Annotated in this window: 18 protein-coding genes; 4 read left to right on the top strand and 14 right to left on the bottom strand. The window is 42.9% G+C overall.

The genetic code is table 11. The features are described 5' to 3' along the window. Positions 1–99: 99 nt before the first annotated feature. From BDE36_RS05830 to BDE36_RS05810, 5 genes are all read right to left on the bottom strand, one after another. Positions 100–801 (bottom strand): SDR family NAD(P)-dependent oxidoreductase, encoded by a 702-nt coding sequence (locus BDE36_RS05830; protein ID WP_141814104.1) that lies wholly within the window; start codon positions 799–801, stop codon positions 100–102. A gap of 148 nt (positions 802–949) precedes the next feature. Continuing rightward, positions 950–1,888 carry a lysylphosphatidylglycerol synthase transmembrane domain-containing protein gene (locus BDE36_RS05825; protein WP_141814103.1) on the bottom strand — a complete coding sequence of 313 codons (939 nt, stop codon included), beginning with the start codon at positions 1,886–1,888 and terminating at the stop codon, positions 950–952. Positions 1,889–2,082: 194 nt separating this feature from the next. Next, a complete protein-coding gene (locus BDE36_RS05820; RefSeq protein ID WP_161987551.1) occupies positions 2,083–3,972 on the bottom strand; it encodes an ATP-binding protein in 1,890 nt (629 codons plus the stop codon). 102 nt (positions 3,973–4,074) lie between these two features. Next, positions 4,075–5,253 carry a cation:proton antiporter gene (locus BDE36_RS05815; RefSeq protein ID WP_141814101.1) on the bottom strand — a complete coding sequence of 393 codons (1,179 nt, stop codon included), beginning with the start codon at positions 5,251–5,253 and terminating at the stop codon, positions 4,075–4,077. Between the two features lie 9 nt (positions 5,254–5,262). After that, entirely contained in the window at positions 5,263–7,329 is a 2,067-nt protein-coding gene (locus BDE36_RS05810) for a TonB-dependent receptor (protein WP_141814100.1), read from the bottom strand. 153 nt (positions 7,330–7,482) lie between these two features. Here BDE36_RS05810 and BDE36_RS05805 point away from each other — a divergent pair, with 153 nt between their 5' ends. Then, positions 7,483–8,211, top strand: coding sequence for a YgaP-like transmembrane domain (locus tag BDE36_RS05805; RefSeq protein ID WP_141814099.1), 729 nt, complete (start codon positions 7,483–7,485; stop codon positions 8,209–8,211). 24 nt (positions 8,212–8,235) lie between these two features. Here BDE36_RS05805 and BDE36_RS05800 read toward each other — a convergent pair whose 3' ends face one another. Next, entirely contained in the window at positions 8,236–9,492 is a 1,257-nt protein-coding gene (locus BDE36_RS05800) for a prephenate dehydrogenase (RefSeq protein ID WP_141814098.1), read from the bottom strand. Between the two features lie 217 nt (positions 9,493–9,709). On the opposite strand from BDE36_RS05800, the gene BDE36_RS05795 reads away from it, so the two are divergent. Continuing rightward, positions 9,710–10,357 (top strand): hypothetical protein, encoded by a 648-nt coding sequence (locus BDE36_RS05795; RefSeq protein ID WP_141814097.1) that lies wholly within the window; start codon positions 9,710–9,712, stop codon positions 10,355–10,357. 72 nt (positions 10,358–10,429) lie between these two features. Here BDE36_RS05795 and rpsJ read toward each other — a convergent pair whose 3' ends face one another. From rpsJ to BDE36_RS05765, 6 genes are all read right to left on the bottom strand, one after another. Next, complete coding sequence (rpsJ, locus tag BDE36_RS05790; RefSeq protein WP_040627320.1) at positions 10,430–10,735, bottom strand: 30S ribosomal protein S10; 306 nt, start codon at positions 10,733–10,735, stop codon at positions 10,430–10,432. 153 nt (positions 10,736–10,888) lie between these two features. Continuing rightward, positions 10,889–13,000, bottom strand: coding sequence for an elongation factor G (gene fusA / locus BDE36_RS05785; RefSeq protein ID WP_141814096.1), 2,112 nt, complete (start codon positions 12,998–13,000; stop codon positions 10,889–10,891). Between the two features lie 94 nt (positions 13,001–13,094). Then, on the bottom strand, positions 13,095–13,562 hold the full coding sequence (rpsG, locus tag BDE36_RS05780) for a 30S ribosomal protein S7 (protein ID WP_141814095.1): 468 nt from the start codon (positions 13,560–13,562) through the stop codon (positions 13,095–13,097). Between the two features lie 19 nt (positions 13,563–13,581). Beyond that, on the bottom strand, positions 13,582–13,995 hold the full coding sequence (gene rpsL, locus BDE36_RS05775; protein WP_128769576.1) for a 30S ribosomal protein S12: 414 nt from the start codon (positions 13,993–13,995) through the stop codon (positions 13,582–13,584). 237 nt (positions 13,996–14,232) lie between these two features. Next, a complete protein-coding gene (locus tag BDE36_RS05770; protein WP_141814094.1) occupies positions 14,233–14,823 on the bottom strand; it encodes a hypothetical protein in 591 nt (196 codons plus the stop codon). Between the two features lie 69 nt (positions 14,824–14,892). Beyond that, entirely contained in the window at positions 14,893–15,612 is a 720-nt protein-coding gene (locus BDE36_RS05765) for an ATP-binding cassette domain-containing protein (RefSeq protein ID WP_141814093.1), read from the bottom strand. Between the two features lie 156 nt (positions 15,613–15,768). Between BDE36_RS05765 and BDE36_RS05760 the strand changes: the two genes are divergently transcribed. Beyond that, positions 15,769–17,232, top strand: coding sequence for a glycine--tRNA ligase (locus BDE36_RS05760; protein WP_141814092.1), 1,464 nt, complete (start codon positions 15,769–15,771; stop codon positions 17,230–17,232). A 192-nt stretch (positions 17,233–17,424) separates the two neighbouring features. Beyond that, positions 17,425–18,243: a murein L,D-transpeptidase catalytic domain family protein gene (locus tag BDE36_RS05755; protein WP_128769580.1), complete on the top strand. Its 819-nt coding sequence runs from the start codon at positions 17,425–17,427 to the stop codon at positions 18,241–18,243. A gap of 125 nt (positions 18,244–18,368) precedes the next feature. On the opposite strand, the gene BDE36_RS05750 is transcribed toward BDE36_RS05755, so the two are convergent. Next, on the bottom strand, positions 18,369–19,433 hold the full coding sequence (locus BDE36_RS05750; RefSeq protein ID WP_141814091.1) for an NADH:flavin oxidoreductase/NADH oxidase: 1,065 nt from the start codon (positions 19,431–19,433) through the stop codon (positions 18,369–18,371). A gap of 59 nt (positions 19,434–19,492) precedes the next feature. Continuing rightward, positions 19,493–20,419 carry a cobalamin-binding protein gene (locus tag BDE36_RS05745; RefSeq protein ID WP_141814090.1) on the bottom strand — a complete coding sequence of 309 codons (927 nt, stop codon included), beginning with the start codon at positions 20,417–20,419 and terminating at the stop codon, positions 19,493–19,495. Positions 20,420–20,448 lie beyond the last annotated feature (29 nt).

Here is a 20,448-nt window from a genome sequence, read left to right as displayed (position 1 = left end):
TGCTGATCGCTGATTGCTGAAAGCCAATCGCCAATAGCCAACCGCTACTCCGTAATTCGAAATACAGAAGCCCGGGTTACCGGGCTTCTGTATTTCGAATTACGGAGTAGTTACCGCAACGGGCAACACCTTCCCGTTAAAAAACTTGTTTCCCGTTAATGCAAAATCAGCGATATACTTACCCATTTCAAAAGCCATCACAGGCGATTGATAACCGGGGAACGCTTCTTCCAGCATTTCGGTCTGTGCCGAGCCAAGCGCCAGGCAGTTAAAGTGAATATTACGATCGGTATATTCAACTGCAAGGCATTCTGTAAGTGTGTGCAAAGCCGCCTTACTGGCAGAATAGGCTGCCAGGCCAGGGAATTTCACACTGCCACTAAATCCACCCATGCTTCCTATATTGACAACATGGGCATTTGCATTCAGCAAAGGCAGCATATGCTGGACCAATTTGACGTGGCCAAGAAGGTTGCTCTGCAGCATCTGAGCAAAGTCCAGTTGGGTCAGTTGCTCAAACGGTTTATTTATTAGCTGACCTGCATTGTTTATCAAAATATCCAGGGAGCCTGCTCTTTCTTTTACAAAGGAAACGAGAGACGCATAATCATCATGTACAATATCAAACTTAGCGGGGAAAAGTTTGCAGTCGGGATTCAGTCCCTTCGCTATCTCAAATAACCTTCTCAGCTTATCATCCGACCGGGCTAAAGCAATCACCTCATGTTCACTGTTAAGAATTAAGTCGAGCACAGCTTCAAATCCTACTCCACTGCTTGCTCCTGTTATGAGAATTTTCATATTTAAAGAATTATAACCTCCATTTATCTCAGGCTTGTCGAAATGACTATATCAAAGACAAAATATCTGCCAGAAAAAGAAATAATCAATAAACTAAGTTAAACTTATTTTATATGCAAGTTTACATAAAGCTGCACATAAAACAAGCTTAGGGGGTAGTGTGGTGTGATTCAATAACATCGTCTATATCATTCTCAACTGCGCTTACTTCCTTTTCATCCGGCATAGGATCAAATTCTTTCGACCGGTATACAAACCAGATTCCTGGCAGGGCCGCTATTGTCGACAGGATATAAAATGTAATGGTTGTATAGACTGCCAAAGCCTGGTTCATGTCGAAAACAGTCGAGGCATGCGTCATCACATATTCTCTGATACCGAAGCCGCCTATGCTTAAAGGGAGGATCGTTGCCAGGGACGACACCAGAAAGCTAAAAAGATACGGTGAGAATTTCCCGTCGAAGTCCTGAGAGAGAAGGATAAAAACAACGCTTAACAGCTGAAGCGATTGCACCAGCACCGCCTTAAGATGAGCTTCTGCAAAATACTTTATATAATCGGCAAAAAACCGCCGCATAACCAAATAATAAACCGCGGTGCCGACGATAAGGGCCGCCAAGGGCCAGGCCCTTGGGATATCTATCCGCGGAATCAGTATTATCAGGGCAACACTTAAGGTTGCGATAGCCCACAAACCGCTTACCCTGTCGAAAAACAGGGAGAAGAATATTTTCCGGGTTGGCTTTTGGAACTTCTTCCGTAACAGGTATATCTTATAGCCATCGCCCCCTACGCCGCCGGGTAGGAACACATTATAGAACATGCCTAAGAGGTAAAGCCTGAAGTTAAAACTGAACTTAAGCGGGAGTCCGATGCTGCGTAAAAAGCTTAACAAACGCCATGACGAAATAACCTGGGAAAAGAAATAGGTAAGCAAAGCTGCAAGAATGTACCATGGGTCGCTCTTCAAAAATATAGATTTGACCTGCTGAAAGTCTATTTTCCTAAAGACCAGATAAACCAGTAAGACCGTAAATCCTAATTTGAAGGCTATCTTAGCTATGTTCCACAGTGTTTTCCTGTTCATTAAAATGTTTCTTGGTGACTATGAGCCGCCGTTGTTAAGTTGTAAGTTGAGTGCAAGCCATTTAAAATGCTTGTTTACAAAAGCCTATTTCGCCTTAACTCCACATTAGCCTCTTACTAATTTTATAAACATCAAATAGGCAGCTTTAAAGAGGCTATTGAATTTTGACTGCAAAGATAAAAATAATGCACAGCCTACAGCCCGAATGAAACGGTAAAAGTTGTTCCCCTGCCGGGAATACTTTCAGCACTGATTGTACCGCCGAGGGAGTCGACCTGCACTTTGGTCATATGCAAGCCCAGCCCCCTTCCTTCTTTTTGGTCGGTAAACCGTTTGTAAAGGCCAAAAAGCTCATTCTTATGCTGGTTCATATCTATGCCTATCCCGTTATCTGCTACCTTAATCAGTATTGTATTACTTTCTTTTCTCGACGTGATAATAATTTCGGGAAACCTTTCGGCTGCCTTATACTTTATAGAGTTGGATATCAGGTTATAAATAATACTTTGGATATAACTTCTAATACTAAATATGATGTCGGCGTCTTCAGCAATATCAACAAAGATAGCAGCGTCTGATTCTTTAATCTGTTTCTTAAGATTAGAACATACCATTTTAACGATCTCTGATAATCTGAAACGTTCTTTCATTTCATTTAGATCAGACTTAAATGAAAGGATATGGTTCAGATCCTTGATTACGCTATCAATGGACTCTGCCGACTCTAAGATGTATTCGTAGATCTGTGATCTTTCTTCGTCGCTAAGATCCATCTCAAAAAGCGATGACATTCCAAGAATATTTGCCACCGGCGAACGAAGGTTGTGAGAAATGATATAATTGAATTGCATGAGATCGTTATACTTGTGATTGATCTCTTTTATCAACCGCTCCTTCTCATCAATATGCTGTTTGATTTCAGTTATATCCTGGATTACGCCAAATACATACTCTTCAGTATCAGAATGTCGGGATGATGACTGTTCCTTAATATACTTCACTTCTCCCCCCTTCGTAACGATCCGGAACTCTGCTGAAACGGAGGAGGCGCTTTCTGCTGAAAGCTTTTTGTTCTGCTTTACAGATTCGCTGTCGTCGGGATGAATAAAACCGTAATAAGTTTCCAATGAGGGTGGAATATAATTTCGCTCCAGTCCAAGTATATCATATACCCCATCGCTCCACTCGTGTTTTCCGAGACGTGGATAATACACCCAATAACCTATTCGGGCAAGCTTATGGCTAAAAGAAAGCAGATGCTCCCTGCGCAGAAGTTCATCCTGTACAACCTTTAACGCTGTAATATCTACTCCGTACGCTATTTTGTAGTGTTTATTTCCTGAATTGAATGGCCTTAGTGTTCTTGCGAAAAAACGCTTATTCGATTTGCCATCAGGGATTTCTTCAATCCACTCTACCGGCTCCCTAAGTTCGTCAGCGAGTGAATACATTTTCATCCTGGCTTCTGCGATTTCCGGATGCTTTCCTTTCATCCTGCTATAATCAGAATCATCCTTTCCGATAATCCATTTTCTTACATCATCATCTTTCAGCGCAGCGTTATTAACGAGTATATACCTGTTTTTGTCATCAAGTACCGCAATGCTAACATTTACGCTGTTGATAACATTCTCGTATAGCTCTTTGTCGGCGCTGTTCTGTACTCGCTGACGGGCGGACTCTGTTATATCCCTGATTATGGCCAGAGCATCACGTTCAGAGTTCTTTACGAACCTTGCTTCAAAATACTGCGGATTTCCATCTTCGCCCTCCGAACTGTATTCATATGTTTCGGCTTTGCCTGATCTGATTACATTCTTCGCACAATGAAGACACCTTTCTGCAACCGAAGTGCCAAAAATCTCCCGTAATTCCAATTGCTCAAAACAATCCTTCTCCATATCATCCTCGCCAGCATTGTTAGCTGCATATAAAAAGCACTCACCTGAATCCGTAATTCTAAGTAACTGATCGGGAATACTATTGAGAAGCGCTGTTAATGAATGCATTAAGTTATTGTTATCCTGGCGAATGCCATTCACTGTATTGTTTGCTGCTAACCCGGTGTTTTTGTCTTTTGTCATTTTTTGATCCATAAGGATTTAGGAATGCAATGGTCTGCATCATTATTACGAAATGAATGTATAAATATAATTCATTATTCGTCTAACACACATTAATTTTTCTTAAACGGGAGTACGCTTCCGCGTCAATAAAAGACCGATACTCATAATGATACTCGAAAGGAGTATTATGACAAATAACAGTCCCTTTCCAACCTCCTCAATCTGAAGGTAGGCTGGCAAATTATAGTAAAGAAGGATACTGATCAGTCCCCTGGGAGAGATAAAAACTTCCGGAAAGACATCGCCTCGGGCAACGAATTTCAAATAAATGAATCTGATCATGTAAACAGCGAAGAGTATTATTACGCCCTGCATCAGCAATTCTATCTGGCCCAGGTCGCTTACTGACATGGTAAAACCGAAAATAACAAAGAAAAAAGTACGGATGATAAAAGCGCTCTCAGCCGAAAGCTGCAGAAGTTGCACAAGGTCTTTAGGAAGATGAGAATAAAGGAAAACTTTTCTAAAAAGCGGTATCCTGATTTTATCTGCATTATTTAAAAAAAGGCCGAACGCAAGGATAATGATCAAAGCAGATAAGTGATACTTCTGACCAAGGGCGTATACCAATATCAGAATAGAAATTATCAGAAAGAACTTAATATGATGGCCGATACGCCCCATGAGATAAAGCAACAGCAAACACGATATCACCGAAATAACAAGGATAAGAACAATTTCTGCCCCTAACCGGGTAAACGACGAAAAGGTAATATTCCTGTTGTTGATAGCAAAGTTGAAGGCTATGATGCCGAGAATATCAGAAAATGAGGACTCATACACTATAAATTCTTTTTTTTGTTTATCAAGGCCAGAAGCCGACGGTATAGCAATGGCCGAACTAATAATACTTAAGGGAATTGCATTGGTAAAGCAAACATAGAAGTTATAGCCAGAGAAATGCTGAATGATGATTGCTATTGCTGTTGTAGTGGCTAGAAGAATGATAAGCGCCGACAGGAAAGACCGGGAAATAAGCCTATTCTTGTGACTTTCATATCGTAACTCAAGAGACCCTTCAAACACAATCAGAATAAGCCCAATGGTGCCTAAGGCAGGAAGTACCGACTGAAAGTTGAAAGTCTGAATATGAAAATAAGTAAAAGCCTGTTGTAAGCCAATACCTAAAAACAACAACAAAAGCACGGAAGGCAGCCTTGTTTTACTGGCAAGAAGCTCAAACATATAAGAGCAAATTACCAGTCCGCTTAAGATGATCAGCGTTATATAAGTTGACATTATATACGTTTAAAATTTAGTGGATATACCCGCAAAAAAGTTCCGGCCGGGAGCGGGGTTAAAATACCGGTCGCGGAAAGCATTCAGATCATTTCCCAGGCTATATTCTTGATTCAACAGGTTGTCGGCCCCGGCGTAAATTGAAAACCCATATTTAGTACTGAGCTTTCTGTTCAAGCCAGCCTTGAGCTGAACTAAATGATAACTGCGCGCATATACGCTACCTGCATCGTTTAAAGGGAGTGAAGACGTGAAATTGTGCTGTCCGTTTAAATAAAACCCACCGGTAAACTGAACCGACAAAGAATTCACGAGAATATGGCGCGGTACGCCTGTTAAACGATTACCGGTATAGTCGTTACCTTCATCGCTGTAATTCCGAAAATAAAAAGAACTGAATGTATACGCATTGCCAAGCTGTAATCCAGTGATTATACCCGGGCTGCCCGGTGGAATGATCCAGCAGAAGATTTGAGATTCGACACCGGTCTGCCTGGTTCCGGCATTCATGAAGAACTCATTTCCTCCATCATTTAATCGCCTTACGATCGCATCATCCAGATTAAGATTAAATACCACCCCATCCCAATAAAGGCGGTTATTAAAGAATGACAGACGAAGTCCGGTTTCATAATTCCATCCCCTTTCCGCCTGCAGAGCCGTGTTGATAATATTATCCGATGCTCTAACTTCGGCAATGGTTGGAGGCGAATATCCACGGCTTGCAGATGCACGCAAGGCGACATTCGTGCTTAGCAAATAAGAAAACGCAAGCCTTGGCATGAGCTGTTCTTTAAAGGTTTTTTTCGACTCAGGCGTGGCTGGCTGCAATGCGGCATACTTATAATTGTAGAAATTCAGGCTTCCAGCCATTTCAACCACCAGTTTTGGCGTTAAGTTGAATAATAAGTGAACAAAGGCAAACTGCTGAGTGGCCGTTAAGCGGTCGGCTGCCTGGAGCGTATCACGTACGCCCTGCCTGTTTCCGTAATTACTAATATCGGTACCGGTGCGCTGTGCTTCAAAGCCGACCTGTCCCTGCCATGGTATGACCGACTGCTTTGACCCTTTCAACTCAAAATACGTCCTCAAGCCCGCAGTATTCTCGTCCCTCACTTCATAGTTTGTAATAAAAGGATTCTTAAAGTCGGTATGGGAGCCGGTGAATGAAACAACGTGTCGTAGCCTGTCTGAAAACCTGTACTCATGCGCAATACCGCCAAGTGAGGTCGTATTCATAATGCCAGCCTTCTGCTCCGCGGCGCCAGGGTTAGGACCAGATGCAGGTCGGGCCGCGCGCCGGTTCTGACTAACCTGCATTTCTGTTAATCCTCCCGGGGTATGATAATCTGTGTCGGTATAAAGTAACAGCACCTTTACGCTTCCCTTTTCTGAATAAGCCCAGCGTGGTACAGCATGGATATATTTACGATCCATACCGCTGTTTTCGCGATAACCGTCGGATCGCTGCCAGGCCTGACTAACGTCTAAGCTTACCTGGTTCCACGACTTTCGCAAAGAAACACTCTGACGAAACAAGCCGTAGGAGCCCCCTCCGATATCTGCTTTCACAGAAGCATCACCATCGGCTGCAGTACTTCCTGTTCCTATCAGGATCACGCCCCCTGTATTAGCGCCAAATACACTTGCTTCCGGTCCCTTTAATATCTCCAGCCGTCCTATTCCGACTGCATCAAGAGAGCCAAAATAGGTGTTGCCTCCTGCATCGGTGAGAAGAAAGTCGTCCAGATACATCTTTATATTCCTTATGCCGAAAGGCGCACGAAGGAGGCTTCCTCTTATAGAAAGACGATAACTCCCCGGCGACCGCTCTTCCATCCTTACCCCAGGTACCGCATTCATGGCTGGCAATAACGAATGAGACTGCAGCGCCTCAATCTGCCCGGCTGTTACAACACTTATCGTCGAAGGCATTGTTAAGGCGGGCTGGCTTCCAAAATAAGCATTTACGACGACAGGCCTCAGCAGATTTGTAGTATCTCCAGGATTTTCCTGCGCTCTCAGCAGAGCCGTTTGTAATATTATGAATATCAGGGGAAGGGTTTTTCTATACATATTTGCGGCTTGTTGTGCACGCTGTTATAAAGCGATTCAATAAATTTAACAACTATTTAAAAAGAGCATTGTTTGTAAAGCGATTTTTACTTTTTTTTAAATTAAACGAAACTCTAAGGAGGCAGAGGCGTTTTTATCAGAAACCTGTAAACTATGGCTCTGATATATCCACGATTGCTTCAGCAGGGAAAAACCCATCCGGTATACCCTCAAAACTACAAGCATATAAACATTAATACTGCCGAAAGGATTTTTTCGGTGGCCGCCGGGTCCTTTCTTCTTTACTCTGGAATAAAACATCTTTTCAAAAATCCTTTTGTCGCTGTTTCAAAAGCGGTAGCGGGAGGAACTTTACTCATCAGAGGAACTTCCGGATATTGCCCTGCTTATGCCGCTTTAGGAAAAGATGGTACGCAGAGCGAAGCCATAAATGTCAAACAATACTTTACTATAAACAAATCCAGGGCAGAGGTTTTCGCGTTCTGGCGTAAGTTCGAAAACCTTCCCATGTTTATGCGTCACCTGCAATCCGTGGAAAAAAAAGGCGATAACCTCTGGCATTGGAAAGCAAAATTTGCCGGAGGGGTACCTGCAATAAGCTGGAATGCTGAAATAGTTAAAGAGGAAGAGAATCACTTTATCGGCTGGCAGTCTATTAAAGGATCCGTAATCGTAAATACCGGTAAAGTAGAATTTAATGATGCTCCGAACGGTCAGGGAACCGAAGTACAGCTGGTATTCAGTTACCACCTTCCCGGGGGCGGTATTGGCACGGGAATAGGATGGCTTATCAATCCCCTGGTAGAAAATCTTATAAGAGAAGATGTACGAAACTTCAAACAGTATATGGAAGCCGGCGAAGTTCCTGTAACCTCTATTTAAAACACCACTGCCTTAACAGACTTTTTACTGCGTTAACTTATCTATAAGCTTTGCGCTTTGACGGGCTCCTTCCTGAAGCCGTCCGTCAAAAAAGTCCTTTACCTGGTTAAAATGTGCAATATAGCCGTCCATGTCTCCGTATTCTATGATAGAGGCCCATTCCCGCACCGCTGAATGAAATTCCAGATCGTCGGCACGGATACTTTTGTCGTATAGTGCTGTTGATATCGTTTCTTCCAGCAGAAGAGGGTTTTTAAACAGGTATTCGGCAATACCGAGCCGCAAACGGAAAGGAGGAGTCTGACAAATGAGGTTTTCGTACGGATTTACCTTCATTTGATACCACGCGTCAACCATGGCCAGCAAGCTAAGGTGAGAATTTGGCATATATTCACCAGCCTCCTCTGCCATTCTGAAATCCAGCATTACGTCGTGATCGAGAGTAATAAACTCTCTTTCCCCATGAAACACAAATTCGCTCGCTGCTTTTATACGGTTCCGAAACTCAGTTTCATTTTCGCAGATCATCATTTTAAACAGTTCGGATTCTGACCGTGCATATTGTCGCACCAGCTTACGCGCATACGGGTTCAGTATAGCCATCCCTGCATAGACGTGAGCTTTATAGCTGAATATCCGTAATGTAGTAAGAATCTTAACATTGTCGATTCCGGTAGAATAAGCCCCGTGATCCCATGGATAAAACCCGGCATTCTTCCAGGCCGTTCCCATACTTTCGAATCCCATATGGGTTACCGCCTGCGTATCGGCCATAATCTGGTCGTGCTGCTCATAACTATCTATCTCGATAATTTCCGACTCCAGAGCCTCGTACACAACCATTGCCCTTTCGTACACCTGCTTGTTGGCACGGTGAGGCACGACTACCAGCTTTTGTCCCTCTGTTGAAAAGGCAGGTCCATGTAAAGAGTGACAGGTGACAATATGTACGTCGTCGGCAAGATACTTTTCAAACGCTTCTATCTCCGGATGCTTTACCGACGTTTGCCCCCCTACTATAGCACCATATTTAATCGAATCAGCTGTCGCCTGAACAACATCACTAATATGGGAAGTTTCGACTGAATACAGCAAAAAGTCAGCCTTCCTCGCCACCGCCTTCGCATTGGGAAGAATCATCACCGATGTACCGGCAAATGTTCGCTGGAGCATCTCAAAACGTTCCGGCAGATCGCATCCAAATACGGAGTATCCTTTCTGAGCCCATTTCCTGGCACAGAGAGAACCCATATCTCCAAGACCTATTATGCCTATGTTCATGTTGTAAATATAAATATTGATTTGCAGCGTGCAACGTACAATTTTCTTTTACCAAAGGATATTGCCTTTTAAGCGTCAGTACTTCAAAACATATTTATAGATTTGCTTTGCTGATTTGAAATCCGAATTTTTATAAACAATAACTTTCTTTATACTTGTTATCAGCAATATATTTATAAATCGTGTTCTTAAAAAAAGAGAACCAAAACTAAATTCTATGACACGAAATTTTGCAGTTCCTCTATTTCTTTCTGTACTAATGCTGGTGAACGTTACAAGCTTGTCGGCACAGGATACTACTGGCAAAAGAGTTGCTCCTGTTACACAGGCTCCGGTTAAATTAGCAGATCCTTCTCTGAACGGGCAGTATCGTGATATGCTTATGAGGTCGAGAACGCAGGAGGGGTATAAACTTGTCAATCCTTTCAGGCTTACAACGCTCTGGAAAAACACGATGGATACTTTAAGAGCCGAGAAAAGAAAGCGTATTGAGGCTGAGCAAAAACTTTCATCGGGAATGGCAGGTATGAGTGCAATGAAAGACAGCCTCTCCAAAAATAAAGAAAGCCTGGATCAGTCTCTGGAAATGGTTAACAGCATCTCCTTGTTCGGCATTCCTGTTGAAAAAACGGTTTATAATTTAGTTATGTGGGGACTGGTATTATTACTGGCTCTTGCTCTTACCATTATTGTATTTCTAATGGGAAAATACAAAAGAGAGGCCTCTTATCGCATTAAGCTTTTTGAGGAACTGTCTTCTGAATTTCAAACCTACAAGATCAAAGCAAACGACCGCGAGAAAAAACTTGCCCGTGAATTACAGGACGAAAGAAATAAGCTCGACGAATTATCAAACAGAAAATAATCTTCTATTAAAAGAAAAAGCCCGTACAGAATAAACTATACGGGCTTTTATTTTTTCAGATAATCTTATCCGTCACACCTTGATCTCAACTTCAACACCACTTGGCAATTCAAGTTTCATCAGCGCATCTACAGTTTTTGAATTTGAACTATAGATATCCAGCAGTCTTTTGTAAGAGCATAACTGGAACTGCTCACGAGCTTTCTTGTTAACGTGTGGTGAACGTAATACAGTAAAGATCTTCTTCTCTGTTGGAAGAGGGATCGGACCACTTACTACTGCACCAGTAGGTTTTACTGTTTTAACGATCTTCTCAGCTGATTTATCAACCAGGTTGTAATCGTAAGATTTTAATTTGATTCTGATTCTTTGGCTCATTTTATTTTTGTTTTACATAACCGTAAGAGCTATTAATTACGGCTACAGATTATTTTTATGTGTTGTGGGTTGCAAGTTGTGTGTTGTATGCTAAACGCCTTTCAGAAAGCTGTCAAGACCTTCAACTCACAACCTGCAACTTTCAACTTTTAATTAAGCATTCGCTTTTTTACCTTTTACTTTAGCAATTACTTCGTCCTGAACGTTCTTAGGAGCTTCTTCGTAATGATCAAATTCCATTGTTGAAGTTGCACGGCCAGAAGTGATCGTACGTAACTGAGTTACATAACCAAACATTTCTGAAAGAGGTACAGTAGCTTTAATTACTTGCGATCCGGCACGGGTATCCATACCTAAAAGCTGACCACGACGGCGGTTCATATCACCAATTACATCACCCATATTTTCTTCTGGGGTAAGTATCTCTACTTTCATAATTGGCTCCATTAATACCGGGCGTGCTTTAGGTAAAGCTTCGCGGAAGGCAGAACGGGCACAAATCTCGAAAGACAGCGCGTCTGAATCGACTGCGTGGAACGAACCATCAATAAGGCGCACCTTCATGTCGGAAACAGGGTAACCAGCTAAAACACCATTAGCCATCGCAGCAGCGAATCCTTTTTCAACAGATGGAATAAATTCGCGGGGGATAGCACCACCCGAAATTTCATTCACAAACTGAAGACCGCCTTTTTCGTAGTCGGCATCGATAGGTGAAATTACCACCTGGATATCCGCAAACTTACCACGACCACCGGTTTGTTTCTTATAGGTTTCACGATGCTGTACAGTACCCGTGATAGCTTCTTTATAAGCTACCTGAGGAGCACCCTGGTTCACTTCTACCTTAAATTCACGTTTTAAACGATCCATTAAAATATCAAGGTGAAGCTCGCCCATACCTGAAATTACGGTCTGACCAGTCTCTTCATCTGTCTTAACGTGGAATGTCGGATCTTCTTCAGCTAATTTAGCCAAAGCCATACCCAATTTATCAACGTCAGCCTGAGTCTTAGGTTCAATAGCTAAACCAATTACCGGCTCAGGGAATATCATCGACTCAAGGATAATTTGATTCTTCTCGTCGCATAGAGTATCTCCTGTTTTGATGTCTTTAAATCCAACAACAGCAGCAATATCACCAGCACCTACGTTAGGGATTGGGTTTTGCTTGTTAGCATGCATCTGGAAGATACGAGAGATACGTTCCTTATTGGCCGATCTCATATTGTACACGTAAGAACCTGCCTCGAGATTACCCGAATAAACACGAATAAAGCATAAGCGGCCAACAAACGGGTCGGTAGCAATTTTAAACGCTAATGCAGAAAAAGGCTCGTTTACATCTGGTCTGCGAAGGATTTCAGCTCCTGTATCAGGATGATGACCTACAATACCTTCAACATCCATAGGTGAAGGTAGTAATTCCATCACATAATCAAGCATGGTCTGTACACCTTTATTCTTGAAAGATGAACCGCATACCATAGGAACGATCTTGGCATCCAGAACAGCCTGACGTAAAGCGTCTAAAACTTCCCGTTCTGTAATAGTTTCAGGAGCTTCAAAGAATTTCTCCATTAAAGACTCGTCATACTCTGCTACAGACTCAAGTAATTTCTCTCTCCACTCGGTTGCTTCAGCAATCATATCATCAGGAATAGGAACTTCGGTAAAGGTCATCCCTTTATCATGCTCATTCCAAACAACTCCACGGAAGTTAATTAAGTCAATTACACCTTTAAAGCTGTCTTCTGCTCCCAGAGGCAACTGCAGAGGAACTGCATTGCTTCCAAGCATATCTTTAACCTGCTTAACAACCTTTAAGAAGTCAGCACCAGAGCGGTCCATTTTATTAACGAAACCGATACGGGCAACATTATAGTTATTTGCCAGGCGCCAGTTTGTCTCAGATTGAGGCTCAACGCCATCAACTGCAGAAAATAAGAAAACCAGTCCATCCAATACACGCAAAGAACGGTTTACCTCAACAGTAAAATCCACGTGTCCCGGGGTATCAATAATATTGATGTGGTACGTCTGACCTCTGTATTTCCAGTTAACGGTAGTAGCAGCCGAAGTGATGGTAATACCACGCTCCTGCTCCTGTGCCATCCAGTCCATTGTTGCAGCACCTTCGTGCACTTCACCAATTTTGTGGCTAACACCCGCATAATAAAGGATACGCTCAGTGGTGGTGGTTTTACCAGCATCAATATGGGCAGCAATACCTATATTTCTTGTATATTTTAAATCTCTTGCCATTATATTTTTTGATTTCTTGATTAAAGAAGATTACATGGTAAGCAATGTTAAGCGAAGCCTGTGTAATCTTCTTTAAATCGGTGTAATCTTATTGTTAGAATCTGAAGTGTGAAAATGCCTTATTTGCTTCAGCCATCTTGTGGGTATCTTCCTTCTTCTTCACAGCAGCACCTTCGCCTTTTGAAGCAGAAATGATTTCAGATGCCAATTTCTCCATCATGGTCTTTTCACCACGTCTGCGAGCATAAAGGATCAGCCATTTCATTCCTAAAGCAATTTTACGCTCAGGACGAACTTCTGTAGGAACCTGGAAGTTAGCACCACCAACACGGCGGGATTTAACTTCTACAGCAGGCATTACATTATTTAATGCTTTCTTCCATGCTTCCAGTCCGCTTTCGCTGGTTCTTTTTTCAACCAGTTCTACAGCATCATAGAAAATAGAATAAGCAATAGATTTTTTCCCATCGTACATCATGTTGTTTACGAACCGGGTTACCATCACGTCGTTGAACTTCGGATCAGGCAGGATAATTCTCTTTTTTGGTTTTGACTTTCTCATTTGTGTTATCCTCCTTTACTTATTTCTTTTTACCCTTTGCAGGAGCAGCCGCAGCTTGTCCTGGTTTAGGACGTTTAGTACCATATTTAGAACGACGTTGGTTTCTTCCGTTAACGCCCGAAGTATCAAGTGCTCCACGGATGATGTGATAACGTACACCTGGTAAATCCTTAACACGACCACCACGGATTAACACGATAGAGTGTTCCTGTAAGTTGTGTCCTTCACCGGGGATGTAAGCGTTTACTTCTTTTCCGTTTGTTAAGCGAACACGTGCAACTTTACGCATTGCTGAGTTTGGTTTTTTAGGGGTAGTGGTGTATACACGGGTACACACGCCTCTTCGCTGTGGACAGCTGTCCAACGCTGGGGATTTACTCTTATCCTCCAGAGCTACTCTACCTTTCCTAACTAATTGTTGAATAGTAGGCATTTACGTTTTTTGATTTAATTTAATTTGCTTTAAACACTATTATCCTAAAAAGGAACGCAAAGGTAGTATTTATTTTTGACTATCAATAGGTTGAAAGAAAAAATGTTATCGAAGACGATGGGCTTTTTTAGCGCATAATTTGGAGATGTTCGCTGTCTTTCCCGTTGCCTGTACTTCTAAAATCGGGAAAACCGGAATAATATCATATTTCACCCTGGATAATCCCGGTTTTTTCGTCTACCTAATGGTTTTCCCCGGCAAATAGATCTGAAACCCAAATCCCAGACCTAGTCCAGATATTCCTGCGCCTTGCTCAATATCGGCTTTTGTATAATTATAGCCCAATGTTGCCTCTAAGGCAACACTCGGGGTAATAAAATGAGTATATCCGGCACTTACACCGAGCAATAACGAAACGGGCTGATCTGCGCTGCTATCTTTGACGTGATTGCCCGACACGCCGACATTCCCCTCAGCAAACCATCTGCTGGTAGCTGTTGCACCCTGGGGGAAATAATAGCGGACGAGTGGGGCGACACCATACAGAAAATTCGTTCCCCCGTCATATGACGTTAAGCCTAATGTAACTCCGGCTCCCACCGCTACATTATCACTTATGAAATAAGCCGCCTTTGGAAAAATATTGAGATTAAAGGTTTCGGAACTAAAATTGTAATTCGTAGAGCCCAGGCCGGCCCCTATCATCCAGTTGCCCTCGCTGATTGCAGTTTCCTGGGAAGGCGAAGAAGTCTGCGGAGTTGTAACCTGTGCGGCGACAGTGAAGGCTCCAATAACATTAAGTGTAAATAATAACAGTAATCGTTTCATAGATAGTGATTTAAATTAGAATTATTCTCCTGTTTACAACATGACTGCAAAGCTATTGTTGAATAAAGTTTAATTTAAACCTGTGTTGGTCAAGCCGATGAAAATCTCTTCAAAGGTTTTACCGGGATTCTTTTCATACAACGCGGTCAGACTGTCATCTGCCACTATCTTACCCTTATTGATAATCACAGCCTTATTGCAAATAGCCTCTGCCTCTTGCATGATGTGTGTTGAAAGAATAATTGTCTTTGTTTTTCCCAGATCTTTAATCAGCGACCTGATTTCTACCAGTTGGTTCGGATCAAGCCCGGATGTAGGCTCATCCATTATCAAAACTTCCGGATCATGCAAAATAACCTGTGCGAGTCCTACTCTTTGCCGGTACCCCTTGGATAGCGCACCGATCTTCTTGTGACGCCCCTCTCCGAGCCCTGTTAATTCTATTACCTCCTCTATCCGGCTTCTTTTATTGCGTATCCCATAAACCCCTGCAACAAACTCCAGTGCTTCTTTTACATACATATCCAGGTATAAGGGATTATGCTCGGGCAGATACCCCAGTCGCTTTTTCACTTCCATTGGTTCACGACTTGTATCAAATCCCGATACACTGGCCGAGCCTGAGGACTGTGGGATAAAGCAGGATAGAATCTTCATTGTAGTGGATTTACCGGCGCCATTAGGCCCCAGAAAGCCCAATATCTCACCCGGCCCGGCGGTGAACGAGATGTTATCTATTGCCTTTTGCTGGCCGTATATTTTTGTAAGCTGATGTACTTCTATGCTCATAATTAGCTGTTAGCTTTCTTTCAGATTTCAAAATTGCTATAAACATTTATATATTGGAATAAAAACAATTGCTTTATTTTGTTTTGTACAGAGGAGATCGAAAAACTAAAGGCTGATAGCTAATTGCTAACGGCTGAATTATATATTTGCACCATCATGAGTAAAAATAACGACGAACTTTTTAAAAACGTTATCTCCCATGCCAAAGAGTATGGATTTGTATTTCAGTCAAGCGAGATCTATGACGGATTAAGCGCCGTGTATGATTACGGACAAAACGGTTCTGAACTAAAAAATAATATTAAAACCTATTGGTGGAAATCAATGGTGCAGATGCACGAAAACATCGTAGGGATAGATGCGGCCATTTTCATGCACCCCACTACATGGAAAGCATCGGGCCACGTCGACGGGTTTAACGATCCGATGATCGATAATAAAGATTCAAAAAAACGTTACCGTGCCGATCAGCTGCTTGAAGATAAGATTGCCAGGTACGAAAAGGACGGCAAAACAGATAAGGCAGCCCAACTTCAGGATAGTATGGACGAAGCGCTGAAAACGGACAACCTGGATGCTCTGCGCGACCTGATTATCGAACACGAAATTGCCTGCCCTGTGTCGGGCACCCGCAACTGGACTGACGTAAGACAGTTCAACCTGATGTTCTCAACAAAAATGGGTGCTATTGCCGACGAATCAGACGTGATCTACCTGCGTCCCGAGACAGCGCAGGGTATTTTCGTAAACTACCTCAACGTTCAGAAAACCGGAAGGATGAAAATTCCCTTTGGAATTGCCCAGATAGGCAAGGCTTTTCGGAACGAAGTAATTGCACGTCAGTTCATTATGCGAATGCGCGAATTTGAACAGATGGAGATGCAGTTCTTTGTACGTCCCGGCTCAGAGATGGAATGGTACGAATACTGGAAAGAAACGCGCCTCAAATGGCATAAAGGATTAGGAACCCCGGAAGAAAAATACCGTTTCCATAATCACACCAAACTGGCGCACTATGCAAATGCAGCCGTAGATATCGAATTTGAATTCCCCTTTGGATTCAAAGAGGTAGAGGGTATACATAGCCGTACAGACTTCGATCTGAGCCAGCATCAGAAGTTTTCGGGTAAAAAGATTCAATATTTTGATCCGGAGATAAATCAGAATTATGTTCCTTATGTAATAGAAACATCTATCGGTCTCGACCGCATGTTCCTTCTTACACTGATCAATGCATACGAGGAACAGGATCTCAGCGATGGCGATAAGAAAGACAGCCGGGTGGTACTGAAACTTCACCCCTGCCTGGCCCCTGTGAAAGCGGCAATTCTTCCTTTAACAAAGAAGGACGGACTACCTGAAAAGGCGAGAGAGATTATGGACAGGCTTAAATTCGACTATAATCTGATGTACGAGGAGAAAGACTCTATCGGTAAACGTTATCGCCGGCAGGATGCCATTGGTACACCGTTCTGCATTACCATCGATCACCAGTCACTCGAAGATAATACTGTAACAATACGCCACCGTGACTCTATGGAACAGGAACGTGTTGCTGCCGACCAATTGGGCTCCATTATAGGCAAACTGGTTAGCTGGGAAAATTTATTAAGCAAATAAGCTTCTTACAGATCATGAGGTGGGGGGCCTCATGATCTGCTTCTACCTTTTTATTATCTTCATCTGACAAAACTCCTGCTTAATCCTTTGATTTTCACCCTTATCTTCGTATCTTTGTTACAACTTAGAGTTCTAACCTTTTAAATACTATCTATCGAAACAAAGCTGTACTTAAATTACTGAGGGATTAATATGAGAAAGAGGATTTTTAAGGGAGCAACCTATATCATTTTAGCATTAGGTATTACCGCTTTGAGCTGGTCTCTGAAAGATGACACCACAACAATAACGCAAAACACAAAAGATTCAACAGGCAAAGTATCTGTGATAACTAAGCCGGTATCGGCAACAGAAGCTTTTGACACCTATATATCGGAGATATACACAACAGCGAAGCTGGATGTCTCTGGTCTTGACTTCGACGTATTCCGCAAAGCTGTAACCGGCTATTTTAATTTCAGGACTTCCGGACTTGTTTCTTCAGATAAACAGATTATTTCTATTGCCGACTTTAACAGGCCAAGTACCATGAAACGTCTTTGGATAGTGGATCTGGCAAGTAAGAAATTATTGTTTAATACATTGGTGGCACACGGTCAGGGGAGCGGCGATAACCTCGCAACGGGCTTTTCCAATACTTCCGAATCGCACCAGAGCAGTCTTGGTTTTTACATCACAAGCAACACTTACCATGGAAAACACGGTCTTTCCCTCCGCTTAAACGGGATGGATGAAGGGTTCAATACAAATGCTCTGAACAGAGCCGTAGTGGTACACGGAGCCGAATATGTTAGCTCAGATTTTATTAAACAGCACGGACGCCTCGGCAGAAGTTATGGTTGTCCCGCGGTTCCTGTTGAGCTGACCCCTGCTATCATCAATACAATTAAGGACAAAACAACTTTATTTATCAATGGCCCGGCTACTGTTAAATATGCGTCGTCTTATCTGGATGAAGCATCAGCAGTAAGCCATTTTGGCGCAGGCCAGCAGATGCTCGCGGGAAGCTAAATGAGTTGTGAGTTCTGTGTTATGGGTTGCAGGACTAAATGCTATATGAGTTGTAGGTTAAACTTGCATAAATCCTAATTCTTTCGTCCTGCAACCCACAACCTGCAACTTACAACCTACAACAACTACCTTTTCGCTCTCTCATACTGCACCGGCCATTTGATATCTTCTCCAAGCGCTTTAGCTGCGTGCAAGGGGAAATAAGGGTCACGCAGCAGTTCACGGGCCAGCAGCACAATGTCGGCCCTTTCGTCCGCTATTATTCTTTGAGCCTGTTCGGGCATCGTGATAATCCCAACAGCGCCAGTCATGATACCCGCACCTTTACGGACCGCTTCTGCAAATTCTACCTGGTAATCCGGGCCTGCCGGTATTTTAACATTAGGGATATTCCCGCCCGAAGAACAATCGATCAAATCAACGCCCTTCTCCTTCAAAAAGGTAGCTAATTTTACAGAATCGCTGCTTGTCCACCCGCCTTCAACCCAATCAGTCGACGAAATACGAATAAACAAAGGATATTCTTCCGGCCATACCAGTCGTACCGCTTCAGTAACTTCAAGAAGCAGTCTCGTCCGGTTCTCAAAAGAACCTCCATAATTATCGGTTCTTAAATTCGACAGGGGAGATAAGAACTCATGGAGAAGATAGCCATGAGCTCCATGTATTTCGAGTACTTTAAATCCGGCATCCAGAGCCCTTTTTGCAGCTGCATGGAAATCGATGATAACATTTTCAATCCCTTCAGGAGTAAGAGCATGAGGCAACCGGTCGCCTTCAGAAAATGGCATAGCGCTGGGAGCAACCGTGTGCCATCCTCCTTCTTCCAGATCAAGGAACCTGTCGCCGTTCCAGGGAGATGTTTTACTGGCTTTTCTCCCTGCGTGTGCAATTTGTATACCGGCTACACTCCCCTGAGCATGTATAAAATCTACGATCCTTCGCAGAGGTGCTACATGGTCATCGGTCCAGATGCCGAGATCGGCAGGCGTTATTCTTCCCTCTGGTGATACCGCCGTCGCTTCAGCGATAACGAGTCCGGCTCCGCCGACTGCTCTGCTGCCTAAATGAACCAGGTGCCAGTCATTTGCAAATCCGTCTTCTGCAGAATACTGACACATCGGAGAAACAGCGATTCTGTTCCGCAGCTCTACACCTCTTATTTTAAGAGGACTAAAAAGTGTTGCCATAATAGTTGTTTTGCGCAATATTCATTCCACGATGAGCAGCACGTGCCCTTGTAAAATTTCTATATTCCGAATTTAACCCAGGCGCTTCCTTCGAAGCCAAATATAAACTGTTTAGGTTGTATTATTTCGGCAAGCATTTCAGCCGTATCGATTATTCCCGGCCCCGGACGATTAAAGTACCTGTTTCCGTCCGCGATATATACCTGATTATTTTTTACGGCCGAAAGATCGTTCCATCCGTCATATTCAAGCAAAACGCCGATCTCTTTTATTGTTCTTTCTATGGTGAAGCCGCAAACGGCAATAATCAGGATATCAGGATCGACATCTTTCAATGCTTCAAATTCGACATAAGAGGAATGCCCGCCTTTTTGAGCAAGTACCGGCTTTCCTCCAGCAACCTCAATAATTTCAGGCATCCAGTTGCCAGATATCATTAAAGGCGAAAGCCACTCTATACAGGCCACAGAAGGACGGTCTTCAACAAATCGCAGTTTGTGTTTAATGATGTCTATTCGCTCATTAAGCGACTCAACCAAAACTTCAGCCCTGGCGCTTACGCCGAGCCGCGAAGCAACCTGCAAAATATCCTTTAATATATCATCAGGCGATGATGGGTGCAGGGATATAACTTCTGTGTCGTTGCCAGTAACATCCTTAAGCACCTGCTGTACATCATCTATATTTACGGCACACACTTTACACTGATCCTGGGTGATAATTACATCAGGCTGAATATTTCTAATTTGTTCCTCATCAATCCGATAAAGGGAAATGGCGCTCATGGTCAATTCCTTTACAGTTCTATCTATATCTGTGCTTGATAAATCAGTGTCAAAACGCGGATATGAACAAACCGGAAGCTGTTTAACAAATTCAGGATAGTCGCACTCATGCGACCGTCCTGCCAATTGATCTTCCAGTCCCAATGCACAAACAATTTCAGTCGCAGACGGCAGAAGGGAAATAATTTTCTTAGCTGACATTAATCTTTTTTGTGCAAAGGTATAAAGCT

Source organism: Arcticibacter tournemirensis, from assembly GCF_006716645.1.
Taxonomy (GTDB): Bacteria; Bacteroidota; Bacteroidia; order Sphingobacteriales; family Sphingobacteriaceae; genus Arcticibacter; species Arcticibacter tournemirensis.
The sequence above is the reverse complement of the archived record's forward strand: the minus strand, read 5'-3'. Positions and strand labels throughout refer to the sequence as shown.